This is a genomic window from Rhizobium oryziradicis (assembly GCF_001939045.1).
GTDB lineage: Bacteria > Pseudomonadota > Alphaproteobacteria > Rhizobiales > Rhizobiaceae > Allorhizobium > Allorhizobium oryziradicis.
The window spans coordinates 193,248-205,406 of sequence record NZ_MKIM01000028.1; the positions used below are offsets into that span (position 1 = coordinate 193,248).

The 12,159-nt window shown below is 54.0% G+C and carries 14 protein-coding genes; 4 read left to right on the forward strand and 10 right to left on the reverse strand.

Features of this window, described 5'->3' with window-relative positions:
* Window positions 1–54: 54 nt before the first annotated feature.
* From BJF95_RS16355 to BJF95_RS16385, 7 genes are all read right to left on the reverse strand, one after another.
* The gene (locus BJF95_RS16355) at window positions 55–933 is read right to left on the reverse strand and encodes an aminoglycoside phosphotransferase family protein (RefSeq protein WP_245297353.1); all 879 of its coding nucleotides are present in this window, start codon (window positions 931–933) and stop codon (window positions 55–57) included.
* A gap of 4 nt (window positions 934–937) precedes the next feature.
* Window positions 938–1,870, reverse strand: coding sequence for an N-acetyl-gamma-glutamyl-phosphate reductase (gene argC, locus BJF95_RS16360; protein WP_075640536.1), 933 nt, complete (start codon window positions 1,868–1,870; stop codon window positions 938–940).
* 91 nt (window positions 1,871–1,961) lie between these two features.
* Entirely contained in the window at window positions 1,962–2,909 is a 948-nt protein-coding gene (gene speB / locus BJF95_RS16365) for an agmatinase (RefSeq protein WP_075640537.1), read from the reverse strand.
* Window positions 2,910–2,911: 2 nt separating this feature from the next.
* Window positions 2,912–3,253 carry an antibiotic biosynthesis monooxygenase family protein gene (locus BJF95_RS16370; RefSeq protein WP_075640538.1) on the reverse strand — a complete coding sequence of 114 codons (342 nt, stop codon included), beginning with the start codon at window positions 3,251–3,253 and terminating at the stop codon, window positions 2,912–2,914.
* Between the two features lie 144 nt (window positions 3,254–3,397).
* Window positions 3,398–3,865, reverse strand: a complete 468-nt coding sequence (gene rpsI, locus BJF95_RS16375) for a 30S ribosomal protein S9 (protein WP_075640539.1) — start codon at window positions 3,863–3,865, stop codon at window positions 3,398–3,400.
* 2 nt (window positions 3,866–3,867) lie between these two features.
* The gene (rplM, locus tag BJF95_RS16380) at window positions 3,868–4,332 is read right to left on the reverse strand and encodes a 50S ribosomal protein L13 (protein ID WP_075640540.1); all 465 of its coding nucleotides are present in this window, start codon (window positions 4,330–4,332) and stop codon (window positions 3,868–3,870) included.
* Window positions 4,333–4,589: 257 nt separating this feature from the next.
* Window positions 4,590–5,021: a PaaI family thioesterase gene (locus tag BJF95_RS16385; protein ID WP_075640541.1), complete on the reverse strand. Its 432-nt coding sequence runs from the start codon at window positions 5,019–5,021 to the stop codon at window positions 4,590–4,592.
* Window positions 5,022–5,732: 711 nt separating this feature from the next.
* On the opposite strand from BJF95_RS16385, the gene BJF95_RS16390 reads away from it, so the two are divergent.
* Entirely contained in the window at window positions 5,733–6,188 is a 456-nt protein-coding gene (locus tag BJF95_RS16390) for a CoA-binding protein (protein ID WP_075640542.1), read from the forward strand.
* 60 nt (window positions 6,189–6,248) lie between these two features.
* Here the strand turns inward: BJF95_RS16390 and BJF95_RS16395 are convergent, their stop codons facing one another.
* A complete protein-coding gene (locus BJF95_RS16395) occupies window positions 6,249–6,593 on the reverse strand; it encodes a hypothetical protein (protein WP_175577278.1) in 345 nt (114 codons plus the stop codon).
* Between the two features lie 176 nt (window positions 6,594–6,769).
* On the opposite strand from BJF95_RS16395, the gene BJF95_RS16400 reads away from it, so the two are divergent.
* The 3 genes from BJF95_RS16400 to BJF95_RS16410 all read left to right on the forward strand — a co-directional run bounded on the left by BJF95_RS16400 (window position 6,770) and on the right by BJF95_RS16410 (window position 9,076).
* A complete protein-coding gene (locus tag BJF95_RS16400; RefSeq protein WP_075640543.1) occupies window positions 6,770–7,207 on the forward strand; it encodes a CoA-binding protein in 438 nt (145 codons plus the stop codon).
* Between the two features lie 228 nt (window positions 7,208–7,435).
* Window positions 7,436–8,719 (forward strand): O-acetylhomoserine aminocarboxypropyltransferase, encoded by a 1,284-nt coding sequence (locus BJF95_RS16405; RefSeq protein WP_075640544.1) that lies wholly within the window; start codon window positions 7,436–7,438, stop codon window positions 8,717–8,719.
* A gap of 12 nt (window positions 8,720–8,731) precedes the next feature.
* Window positions 8,732–9,076, forward strand: a complete 345-nt coding sequence (locus BJF95_RS16410) for a cupin domain-containing protein (RefSeq protein ID WP_075640545.1) — start codon at window positions 8,732–8,734, stop codon at window positions 9,074–9,076.
* A 4-nt stretch (window positions 9,077–9,080) separates the two neighbouring features.
* Here BJF95_RS16410 and BJF95_RS16415 read toward each other — a convergent pair whose 3' ends face one another.
* Together BJF95_RS16415 and BJF95_RS16420 are read right to left on the reverse strand one after the other, a co-directional pair.
* The gene (locus BJF95_RS16415) at window positions 9,081–10,325 is read right to left on the reverse strand and encodes a cytochrome P450 (RefSeq protein WP_075640546.1); all 1,245 of its coding nucleotides are present in this window, start codon (window positions 10,323–10,325) and stop codon (window positions 9,081–9,083) included.
* A gap of 36 nt (window positions 10,326–10,361) precedes the next feature.
* Complete coding sequence (locus BJF95_RS16420; protein WP_175577279.1) at window positions 10,362–11,585, reverse strand: GGDEF domain-containing protein; 1,224 nt, start codon at window positions 11,583–11,585, stop codon at window positions 10,362–10,364.
* Window positions 11,586–12,159: the final 574 nt, after the last annotated feature.

The following is a 12,159-nucleotide window of genomic DNA, read 5'->3' on the forward strand; positions in this document are numbered from 1 at the left end:
CTGCAATCAATAGCGACACAATAGCGCGTGAATGTGTGGGAGACGAGGTGCGGATCAGTCGACGAACTGTTCAGCAAGTATGGACCTTGCCATGCGCGCAAAGCCTAATCGCTCATCGAGATTGATCTGTCCTGAAGGCGTGAGGCCGCCCTGAAGCGTCCACGCAGCGGACAGTCCGGCATGGGCCGCCGCAAAGCGCAGGATCTTGGAGGCGGTGCAGTCGAGTGCTGTTGCAAAGCGCCTTGCCAACCGTATCGCCCGTTGCGGATCAAGAATCTCGTCTGTGGCGTAAAGCGGATTGCCAAACACATTGGCAACATCATAGGCCGGATCACCCAGCAAACCTTGTGGATCGATGGCAATCCAGCCACCGCGTTCGCCACCAATGATATTATCATGATGGAGATCGCCATGCAGCGGCTTGATGACGTATTGCTCGGCCAGCATGTGTCGGGCAATGCTGGCGCTCCAGTCAATCACATCGGCGATAGAGGCTTTTGCTCCGGCTTTTTCGAGTGAAAACAGAGCGCCAAAATGGGCATGCAACGGCGTCAAGGCGGCAGGAAATGGTGTGGATGACGGCGCATGCAGGCGCTGCAACACATCGACAATAATTTCGGTGGCGATCACATCGCCAACCTGACCGTGATAGGTTCTCAGTGTCAGATGGCCTGCATCTTCAAGGAGGGCGGTATCATCCTCTTGCGCTAGCACCTTGATGGCACCAAGCCCATCGCGCCAGCGCAGAAAGTCCATACCGGGGCGCTCACCCCGACCTTCAGGCTTCAATGTTTTCACAATAACCGGCAGCTCCTGCTGCGTGGCGCGAAAAACAAAACTGCTATGGGTGTCAGCGATCAGCCGAATATTCGATAGCCCCCACGCATCGACCAGAACGCTCGATACAGAGGGGGCTTGCAAAGACTGTGTCAAACGATCACGCCGACAGCATCAGATCCATGTTCTGCACCGCAGCACCCGACGCACCCTTGCCGAGATTGTCGAGAAGCGCCACGAGATTGACGTGAGCACCACCCGTGGAGCCAAACACAAACAGCTTCATCGTGTCCTTGCCCACCAACTCCTCGGCATCGACACGGCCAAGCTTGGCGCTGTCTTCGAGAGGTACGACAGTGACGATATTCTGACCAGCATAATGGGCAACCAGTGCCGCATGGATGCTTTCCAGGCTGGCACCTTCGTTCAGGTTTTCGAGATGCAGCGGAACCTGTACGATCATGCCTTGCGGGAAACGGCCAACGGAGGGTGAAAACAGCGGCGCACGATCCAGCAACCCGTGAATTTTCATTTCGGGCATATGCTTGTGCTTGAGGTTCAGGCCGTAGAGGAAGTTATTGGCAGTCATGTGCTCAGGATGGTTCACATCTTCCATCTGGGCAATCATTTGCTTGCCGCCGCCGGTGTAGCCGGAGACTGCGTTGACCGTGACCGGATAACCATCAGGCAAAATGCCAGCAGCACGCAAAGGCCGGATTAGCGAAACAGCGCCCGTTGGATAGCAGCCCGGATTGGCAACGCAACGCGCAGAGCGGATTTTATCGGCCTGATCCTTGTCCATTTCTGCAAAGCCATAGGCCCAATCAGGAGCTATGCGAAAGGCGGTCGAGGTGTCGATAATCCGCACATTGTTGTTGCCAGCCACCATGGAGACAGCCTCTTTCGAAGCATCGTCCGGCAGGCACAAAATCGCGATATCGGCGCTGTTGAGCATGTCTTCGCGCATGGCCGCATTGCGGCGCTCGGCTTCGGGAATTGACAGCCATTCGACATCGCGGCGGTCGGCGGTGCGGCTGCGGATTTGCAGGCCGGTGGTGCCGTGTTCGCCATCAATGAAGATCTTCGCTGTCATTTTAGCCTCTCTTTTCAGGGGTTTGTCCGCTTTTGCGGATTCAATCCTGCAATCTGTTGAATCAATCTGTGAACATTACGGTTTGTGAACGTTACCGGGCAAGCCGCTCGGCGCGTAGGCCCAGCATATACATGGCTACCGTTGCCCCTGCAATGGCGGTGATATCGGCATGGTCATAGGCCGGGGCCACTTCGACAACATCCGCTCCTCTTATGTCGAGCGCATGAAGGTTTTGCAAAACGGAGAGAATTTTTGAACTGGACGGCCCTCCTGCCACCGGCGTTCCCGTGCCGGGTGCAAAGGCGGGATCAAGGCAATCGATATCAAAAGTCAAATAGGCGGGTTTGCCAGCCGTATGCTCCAGAATCAGCGCAGCAATTTCGGCTGCCCGCATCTCTTCCACTTGATGGCCGTAAACGATGCGCAGTCCGCAATCATCCGGCGCGTGGGTGCGAATGCCGATCTGGATGGAATGGTTGGGATCAATCAGACCTTCACGCACCGCGCGGCCCACAAACGAACCATGGTCAATCCGCTTGCCATCATCAAACCATGTGTCCTGATGGGCATCAAACTGCACCAGCGCCAGAGGACCATGCTTGGCGACATGAGCTTTCAGCAAAGGCCATGTGATGAAATGGTCCCCGCCCAGCGTGAGCAGAAAATTGGTCTTTGAGAGAATATGCGCCGCTTCCGTCTCGATGGTTGCGGGCGTGTCCCAATGGTTGCCGTAGTCCAGACGGCAATCGCCGTAATCAATCGCGGGCATGGCCGCAAACAGATCGCGCTCAAACGGATATTGCGGATCATTGTCAAAAATCGCCGAAGCACGCCGAATCGCCTGCGGCCCAAAGCGCGTGCCGGGCCGGTTGGAGGTGGCGGCGTCAAAGGGAATGCCCCAGACGACGGTATCGACCCCATCCAGAACCTTGGTGTAGCGCCTGCGCATGAACGACAGCACGCCCGCATAGGTGGGGTCCGTGGCCGCTGATGTCAGATCCAGGGCGGTAAAGGCGTGGTCGATGGATTTCTCTGCCATAGTCACTGTTCCGTTTTATCGAAGCTGTAGGCGCGCTCAACCTTGGCAACCCGCACTTCATAATGACGATACCACTCAGTGCGACCTTGGCTTTGGGCGGCAAGGTGGTCAACCACTTTTTTCCAATTGCGGATCGATATCTCGTCTGCCCAATAGGAGTTTGTTATGCCAAAGCCATCTGCGCCCCGCGCCGATTCCACACCTAGAAAGCCCGGTTGCCGGCTGGCGAGATCCACCATGGCCTCAGCCATGTCTCCATAGCCATTGTCACCTTCGGTGCGGATCGATGAAAAACAGACGACATAATAAGGAGGTGCGGGAAGCGTGGCAAACGGCGAGGGCATGGCAAAGCCTTTTCGATATGTTCCGTAAGTGTTCTCTCTTAGGCATCACGCGCGTGATAGACCAATTCAATTGCGTGATGATTTGAGAACAAAAAAAGCGGAGCCGAGGCCCCGCTTTTCCAATTCCAAATTCCGAAAACGCGATTAGCGCTTGGAGAACTGGAAAGAACGACGGGCTTTTGCCTTGCCGTACTTCTTACGTTCAACAACGCGGCTGTCGCGGGTCAGGAAGCCACCCTTCTTCAGAACAGAGCGAAGGCCCGGCTCGAAGTAGGTGAGTGCCTTGGAAATGCCGTGACGAACAGCGCCAGCCTGGCCGGAAAGACCGCCACCGGTAACAGTTGCAACGATGTCGAACTGGTCAACGCGTGCAGCAGCAACGATTGGCTGCTTCAGAATCATCTGAAGCACAGGGCGTGCGAAGTAAACAGGGAAATCGCGACCGTTTACGGTGATCTTGCCAGTGCCTGGCTTGACCCATACGCGAGCGATAGCGTTCTTGCGCTTGCCAGTCGCATAAGAGCGGCCTTGAGCGTCAACCTTGCGCACGTGAACTGGAGCAGAAGCTTCCTGTGCAGTGCCGAGATCCTTCAGGGAAGAGAGGTCAGCCATACTTAGGCGCTCCTTGTGTTCTTGCTGTTCAGCGATGCCACGTCGAGAGCGACAGGCTGCTGGGCTTCGTGTGGGTGGTTCGAGCCTGCATAAACGCGCAGGTTCTTCATCTGGCGACGGCCAAGCGGACCACGTGGGATCATGCGCTCAACAGCCTTTTCAAGAACGCGCTCAGGGAAGCGGCCTTCAATGATCTGGCGCGCTGTGCGCTCCTTGATGCCACCCGGATAGCCGGTGTGCCAGAAGTAAGTCTTGTCAGAATATTTCTTGCCGGTCAGAACAACCTTCTCGGCATTGATAACGATGACATTGTCACCATCGTCAACGTGCTGGGTGTAGGTTGCTTTGTGCTTGCCGCGCAGGCGGGTTGCAATGATGGTGGCGAGGCGACCAACAACGAGGCCTTCGGCGTCGATGATGATCCACTTCTTCTCCACCTCGGCGGGCTTCTGAACGAAGGTAGACATAGGGTTCACTTTCTCTTGGTCCCTTCCGGCCCGACCATTGCTGATATGCGCCATTGGGAGCGTTTTTTGTTGCTTGTTTTTGTAAGGAATGTCCGCACAAAAAAACAAACGGAGCCAATGGCCCGTGTGCTGGCTGCCTTATAGTGGTGAGCGCGAAAATGGTCAAGATATGCATCTCTCGACGCTCTTTTGAATTTCCTTTATATTACAACGATTTAGTGTTGTGGTATTATTTTACCGCACATTGAGCGCCGCTTTTAGTGGGGCGGAATAGAATAAGTGGCGGTTGCTTGTGCCACGGGTTCCTCAGAGCTGCCTTGATGGATCAGCGCATCAACCACAGCCAGGCGCTTCCCCAGCTTTAAAATCCGGCAGTCGCAATCGAGAGGGGCCTGTGTTGGAAGCCGCAGAAAATTGATGTTGAGGTTGGTGGTGACCACCATCGGAATTGGCCCGACCTGCGCCATGATGGCAATCCAGCAGCCAACATCGGCCAATGTGAACAAGGCGGGGCCTGAGACCGTGCCACCCGGCCGCAAATGGCGTGTGCCAGGATCAAGTTGCATGGTGGCGGTGCCTGTCCCGATTTTTGTCACCCTGTAGTGCTGCCCATCGTTTTGAAGCTGGGGAAAATGGGTATCAAGAAAAACGCTGATTGCGTCCATTGTCATGACGGGGTGGTTCGGCATTCGCTCATCCTTATGCGTGGCTGTGCTATTCTGACCACATCACCTTCTTTGCCGCAAAGCTAATTTTTTAAAAAGGGATCTGCACGTTTAAGGCGTGATTTTACTGTCCGGTTTTTGATCAATATCGTGTATGCGCCAAATACATCTTATGGTGGGAATGTTGCGACATTCCAATCCGCAAACGGAGCAGAATTTCGGATGTTTGGCGGCAAGACGCCACAGACTTTGGTCTCATTTTACGCCAAAATATCCTGTTCACATGCCCGTGAAGAGAGGCTGGAGCCAATTGGAATTGTTTGTCTTTCTCAATTTGTTGTTGCTAAAGTACGATTGAACAAAAAGTGAACATACGCGAACAAAAAAAGAATAAAAAATTGGCGTGTGACTTGTGTCACTTTTTTAAATCGCAGCGGGTGTTTTTTGCTCTTCGTTGGTAGCGCTATCAAGAGGGTGGGATATTTCAATCGATTTAATTTATTCGTCAACCGGCCTTAAAAATCGATGACATAATATACTAATAAACCAAATGATTGCATTTTTGGATGCACTTCTGCACGGCCGGGCAAAGGTAAATGCTGGGTTGCTGCGATAAAACGTTAGGCTTTTCTTATGTAATTGAGAGGAGTATTCTGTATGTCTCTGAACAAGAGGCGTGATCGCACAGAATGCCATCCTGAATAATTGATCACAATTGACTGGGAGGACGATACCATGGATCACAACAACTACAGCGATGCCTTCTTGCGCAAGGTTCTGCAGCAAACGCGCACTGTTGCGCTGGTGGGCATATCACCGCGTGATGACCGGCCAAGTCACTGGGTGCTCGGCTTTTTGCTCGGCAAGCGCTACAAGGTTTTCCCGGTTAATCCTCATATTGCCGGCCAAACCATTCTTGGGCGTCAGGTTTATGCCCGTCTGAGCGATATTCCAGAAGCGATAGATCTGGTTGATGTTTTTCGCCAGAGCGATGCCTTTTCCGACGTGGTTGACGAGATGCTGGCACTGCCAGTTCGGCCAAAGGCAATTTGGGGCCAATTGGGTGTCAGAGATGATGCGGCTGCCGCAAGAGCAGAAGCTGCAGGCCTTGAAGTGGTGATGAACCGCGCCTTGGTGGCTGAATATCCTTTGGTGTACGAGGCAACCCATCCCTCTCACAGTGCTGCGTGATCAGGCGGTTTGCAGCTTGAAGACCTCAGCCGCGAGGTGAATGGGTCACGAGGCTCTGCGTCATAACGAGTTGTGCGGAATGAAGTTTGGCCAGTTCCCATCAAGATTGCTGATGGGCTGGCAATTCAGCACCGGGCAGCGAAGATTATCCTTGGTCGGCACAATGGCGCGCTCGGCATATTCATCATAATCGCAAGACTGGCTGTTGCGCACGTAGCGATCATAGAGCGTCATTCCGCTGACGCGCTTGGAGGGGTGGCGAAAGATAGCGGCCCCTTGATCGCGCAGGATCTGTCTTGCGTCTTCGCAGTTTAATGTTGTCACATTATATCTGTTGATCGCCAGTGCATTGCTCGTGCTGAGCGCTATTCCAAGGCAGATCATTGTCCCCATAAGCGGCTTCATCACAATTTCTCCGTTGCGTGTGCGCCATTTGCGCACGTTGTCAGTCTCATCACCTATCTCTATATATCTTGGGCGATACCAGACCACTTTCAATGTGGCCATAGTCAATAATGTGTGACGGCCAATCGTGTTGACGGGATGGTTTGAGATCACCGGGAGTGGAGGAGGCGTTGAAAATGCAGCATGATAATTATGATAGCCAATACCTGCGGGATATTTTAACGCAAGTGAAGGTGATTGCGCTGACGGGTGCCTCGCCCAATCCGCAGCGTCCCAGCCATGATGTCATGCGTTTTCTGCTCGGGCGTGGCTACAGGGTTATTCCCGTCAACCCAGGACAGGCAGGCAAGCAGATCTTGGGGCAGGTGGTCTATGCGCGACTGGCCGATATTCCCGAACCGGTGGATATGATTGATGTGTTTCGCGCCAGCGAATATCTTGATGGTGTTGTTGACGAAGCTCTGGCGCTAGACCCAAAACCATCCGTTGTCTGGTCGCAGTTGGGCGTGCGCGATGATTCCGCAGCGCTAAAGGCGGAAGCCGCTGGCATAAAAATGGTGATGAACCGCTGCCCGGCCATTGAACATCCAAGGTTGATCGGCTGGGGTGAGTAGAATGATTTTCGCCAATTGCGAAACGGCTTGAAACAAACCCATCTTATTCCTGTGTTTGCACCTGTTTGTCGCCTTGCAATTGACGATGAAGATCAAGAAAATCCCTGTTTGAAAGCCTTTACTGCGACCTCAGCGCGTTTGATAAAATGTGCGGGGCTGGGACGGCAAATTTCTCAGATCAGAGAATGAATGCTCTGATCGCTCAATTATAATTTAGGGAGGAATATCATGTCGAACAATAGTCCGGGTTTTGCAACGCTCGCGGTTCATGCTGGTGCGCAGCCAGATCCGACCACTGGTGCGCGCACCACGCCGATTTATCAAACCACGGCCTATGTGTTTGAAGATGCGGACCACGCCGCAGCCCTGTTTGGCCTCAAGCAATTCGGCAATATTTATACCCGCATCATGAATCCCACGCAGGGTGTGCTGGAAGAGCGCGTGGCAGCCCTGGAGGGCGGCACGGCGGCTTTGGCTGTTGCCTCCGGCCATGCGGCGCAAATGCTGGTGTTTCACACCTTGATGCAGTCTGGGGATAATTTTGTTGCTGCCAAAAAGCTCTATGGCGGCTCAATCAATCAATTTGGTCATGCGTTTAGCAATTTCGGCTGGCAAGTGCGCTGGGCTGATACGGATGAGCCGGAGAGCTTTGCTGCGCAAATTGATGACCGCACACGGGCTATTTTCATTGAAAGTCTGGCAAACCCTGCTGGCAAGTTTGTGGATATCGCCGCCATTGCCGAGGTTGCGCGCCGCCATGGCCTGCCGCTGATTGTTGATAACACGATGGCAAGCCCTTATCTGGTGCGCCCTTTGGAACATGGTGCAGATATTGTTGTGCACTCTGCCACGAAATTCCTCGGCGGCCATGGCAATTCCATGGGCGGTATCATTGTTGATGGTGGCACATTTGATTGGTCGGCGTCGGGCAAGTTTACCACCCTGTCGCAGCCGCGTTCGGAATATGGCGGGGTGATCCTGCATGAGGCCTTTGGCAATATGGCCTTTGCCATTGCCTGCCGCGTGTTGGGCTTGCGCGATCTTGGACCGGCCATCGCCCCCATGAATGCCTTTTTGCTGATTACCGGCATCGAAACCCTGCCGCTGCGCATGCAGCGCCATTGTGAAAACGCCTTCAAGGTTGCCAATTGGCTGAAAAATCATGAAAAAGTGGCCTGGGTTTCTTACGCAGGCTTGCCGGATGATCCGAACCACGCCTTGCAGCAGCGCTATGCGCCCAAGGGTGCAGGTGCCGTCTTCACCTTTGGCGTCAAGGGTGGCTATGCCGCTGGCAAGGCGCTGGTGGAAGGGCTACAGCTGTTTTCGCATCTGGCCAATATTGGCGATACCCGCTCTCTGGTCATTCACCCGGCATCGACCACCCATGCGCAATTGTCGCCGGAGCAACAGGTGGCAGCCGGTGCCGGGCCGGATGTGGTGCGTCTGTCGGTTGGCATCGAAGATGCTGAAGACATTATCGCTGATCTGGAACAGGCACTCGCGAAAGCGTGACGGGAGAACACTATGTCCAAGGCACTCGGCTTTGATCTCTCAACGGTTGAGCCGGAAGAGGGCGCACCGGCACCGGAAAGAGTGTTGGAGGGCGATCCGCGTTTTCTGACCTGGAATCTTGAGGATGCCGGCAACGGCCTCTATGCCGGGGTGTGGCAATCCACCCCCGGCACATGGCGTGTATCCTATGATGAATGGGAGTATTTCTCCATTCTCGAAGGGCATTCGATTCTGACGGAGGAGGGCGGTCAACCTGTGCATCTGCGCGCTGGCGATCGCATGATCATCCGGCCCGGCTTTCAGGGCATCTGGCAAGTGGTTGAAACCACCCGCAAGGATTATGTCGTGCGGTTGTAATACCTCACCAGACCAGATCGAGCCGCTCCAATCCATGAAAGTGATAGACATCTTTCACCTTGGGGCGGCTGGCAAGCTTCAGTCCGGGCAGGCGCTTGAACAGCAATGGCAGTGCGAGGTTCAACTCCAGCCGTGCCAAGGGCGCGCCAATGCAAAAATGAATGCCTGCGCCAAACGACAGGTTTGCCCCTTCATTGCGGATTGGCTTGAAGGTGAGGGGATCGGGAAATTTTCGCGGGTCCAAATTGGCCGCAGCCAGGATCAGGCTGATCTTATCGCCACGTTTCAGGCTGACGCCATCAATCTCGCAAGGCTCAAGACAGTAGCGCTGGAAAATATGCACCGGCGCACAAATGCGCAAACATTCTTCCACCGTGCGCTCAGTGCTTGCGGCGTCGGCAAAAAGCGCTGACGGGTCCAGCCCGCTTTCGAGAATAACACGCACCGAATTGCCAATCTGATGCACGGTTGCCTCGTGGCCAGCGTTGAGCAAAACAATGGTGGTGGACACCAACTCATCATCGGTCAGAAGCTGACCTTTGTGCTCTGTATGGATCATGTGGCTGAGCAGATCTTCGCGCGGTGTGGCGCGGCGCTGGGCAATGATGCTGCGGACATAATCGGAAAACTCCTTCGATGAGCGATCCGCGGCATCCTCATCCGCACGGGTTCGGTTGAACATATACATGCCGACATAGTCATGGGACCATTTCAGCAATTGCGGCCCCATCTCATCGGGAATGCCAATCATCCGGGCGATCATGGTCACCGGGATGATGTCCGCAAAGCTTGCGAGAAGCTCTGTCTTGCGCTCGCCTTCGAAGGCATCAATCAAGCCGTTGGCAAGATCGGTGATCTCCGGCGTCATTTTTTCCACATGGCGCGAGACAAAGGCGCGATTGACAAGGGTGCGCAATCTTGTGTGTTCCGGCGGCTCAAGCTCCAGCAGCGACCACGACTCCGCTGCGTCAAAATGGCGGGTGTGGGCCGAAGGCGGCGGCATATTGAGCTCTTCGCGGCTGGCGATATGCAGGATCTGACGGCCAAACCGCTTGTCGCGCAACAGCGCATTGACCAGATCATAGCTGCTGAAAAACCACTGCTTCTGCTGTTCCCAATAGAAGGTGGGAGCTTGCTCATGTAGCGCCGCATAGACGGCATTGGGATTGTCGTAAAACCGTGGATCGCTTGAATCGAGGCTGACGGAGCGATTTGTGGTGTCCACGGATAGGAAAGAGGAGAGAGTCATGAGGTGCCTGATCATCAAATGAGGTGTAAATATGCTCTATGTATCGGAATGCAGCTGACGCTGCGTAAGGCGGCGAAGGGCAGCCACCTGCAGGTCCGCATCCTGGTCAATGGCGGCGGGACTGCCAGGCTCCAGGCCCGGACCAATGCAATAGACGCTTTCTCCGCGCGCGATGGCAGTGCGATTTCGGCCATCTGCCTTTGCTTTGTAAAGGCCGTGATCAGCCTGGCTCATCAGCGTATCAAAATCAAACTGAGCGGCGTTGATGCTGGAGATGCCAATGCTCACCGTAAGGCGCACTGTGTGAGCGTGAATGACAATCGGCGTATTGGCAACCATTGTGCGGATCTGTTCGGCAAGGCCTGCTGCTTGCCGCAGGTTCTCGACGGGTATCAAGGTGCAGAATTCCTCACCGCCAGACCGCCCAAACAGTCCCTTCGGATGCGTCCCTGCATTTGCGACAACCGAGGAGGCCATTTCGGCAAAGGATGACAAGACTGCATCGCCGACCTGATGGCCGTGCGTGTCGTTGATGGTTTTGAAATGGTCGAGGTCAAACACCAGAAGCGCCAGAAGCCGATCCTTCGTTGTGTTGTGCTTTAATGTGTGTGCGGCCTCAATCAAACCTCGGCGATTCAAGGCCCCGGTCAGCGGGTCGGTCACAGACAAGAGTTTCAGGCGCGCCTCATTCCGATCCATGATTATTTTTGACAACAGCACGAAAGTTGAGAGCATGCAGGCGATAAACAAGAGGATCATGCCTCCCAGGAATGGGATGCCTGCAAAATTTTCCGGGTGTCCGAGAATTCCATAGAGTGCAAAGCTGAGTGCCATTCCGCTCTGCACCAACCATAGGCCAGCCAGCATGTGTCTGTACCTCGGCTTGCTCAACCGGGAGCTCACCAATGTTGATGCCAGAAAGGCATAGCCAAGGGCGGAGCCGAGTGCGTACACAATCAGCCTGTTGGCAAAGCTCGAATAGATCGGTGGAAACAGATTGGCAACAAGCCAGAGTGCGGCCGGAATTGCTGGCCAAGACACCCATTTGCGCCCTTCAAACAATCGCAAGCCGTTGGCCCACAGGCACAGTGACAAAAGAACCAGGCAATTGCTGAAATAGATTGTGAGGATATCGCCAGCATACCCCCGCAGATTGAAGGAGATACCTCCAAGGCTGTTGAGGGCAAACCCGATGCAGAACAACAAATAATGGCGCTGTGAGCGGTCGTGGAGCCAGACGACAAACAAAAGAAGAGACAATGTGAGCGCTTGAGCACTCCACATAAAAAAAGCAGTCTTCGCGTCAAGCAAGTTTTTTGCCCTTAATTCTCTGAATTGCGGCCGCAATATCTGTGCTAATGGAATGCACGACCGCCGCCTGAACCAGTCCGCCGATTATATTTCAAATTCAGAAATTGCCTGGATGATTTGAAAATTCAAAACGGTTTTTCGTCTCTGATGAGGCACAGCTGCGCTTCAAATTCACAAACCCTGTAACAAATCCCATACTAATCTCTTTTTTGCCGATGTTGCAAACGCTTGATTGGTTCCGTACATGGCCTTTTGACTGCATTTATGGCGGAAATCCGATGTGGCCAACCGATTGGACTTCTTTCGCTTTTGCTAAAGAATTGCCGTGAGAATGTGGATATCAGTCGCGACAGCGCCGTGCGCCCTATATGGCGCACAAAGGTTCGCTGTAGCTCTTTATTTCTGTTGCATAATTTTATCTTTAAGCCGATTCCGGTTTAAAGAGTTATGCAATAGTCGAATGCAAGCGATTAACGATATCCTTTGCTCGCGTCTTGAAGTCTGGGGGGCTAACACTCTATGT

Coding starts and splice junctions, on each gene's coding strand:
- BJF95_RS16415 (WP_075640546.1), bottom strand. CDS start 10,325: ATGACTCTCTCCTCTTTCCTATCCGTGGACACCACAAATCGCTCCGTC.
- BJF95_RS16405 (WP_075640544.1), top strand. CDS start 7,436: ATGTCGAACAATAGTCCGGGTTTTGCAACGCTCGCGGTTCATGCTGGT.
- argC (WP_075640536.1), bottom strand. CDS start 1,870: ATGACAGCGAAGATCTTCATTGATGGCGAACACGGCACCACCGGCCTG.
- BJF95_RS16410 (WP_075640545.1), top strand. CDS start 8,732: ATGTCCAAGGCACTCGGCTTTGATCTCTCAACGGTTGAGCCGGAAGAG.
- BJF95_RS16370 (WP_075640538.1), bottom strand. CDS start 3,253: ATGCCCTCGCCGTTTGCCACGCTTCCCGCACCTCCTTATTATGTCGTC.
- BJF95_RS16400 (WP_075640543.1), top strand. CDS start 6,770: ATGCAGCATGATAATTATGATAGCCAATACCTGCGGGATATTTTAACG.
- BJF95_RS16385 (WP_075640541.1), bottom strand. CDS start 5,021: ATGCCGAACCACCCCGTCATGACAATGGACGCAATCAGCGTTTTTCTT.
- rpsI (WP_075640539.1), bottom strand. CDS start 3,865: ATGGCTGACCTCTCTTCCCTGAAGGATCTCGGCACTGCACAGGAAGCT.
- speB (WP_075640537.1), bottom strand. CDS start 2,909: ATGGCAGAGAAATCCATCGACCACGCCTTTACCGCCCTGGATCTGACA.
- BJF95_RS16395 (WP_175577278.1), bottom strand. CDS start 6,593: ATGAAGCCGCTTATGGGGACAATGATCTGCCTTGGAATAGCGCTCAGC.
- rplM (WP_075640540.1), bottom strand. CDS start 4,332: ATGTCTACCTTCGTTCAGAAGCCCGCCGAGGTGGAGAAGAAGTGGATC.
- BJF95_RS16390 (WP_075640542.1), top strand. CDS start 5,733: ATGGATCACAACAACTACAGCGATGCCTTCTTGCGCAAGGTTCTGCAG.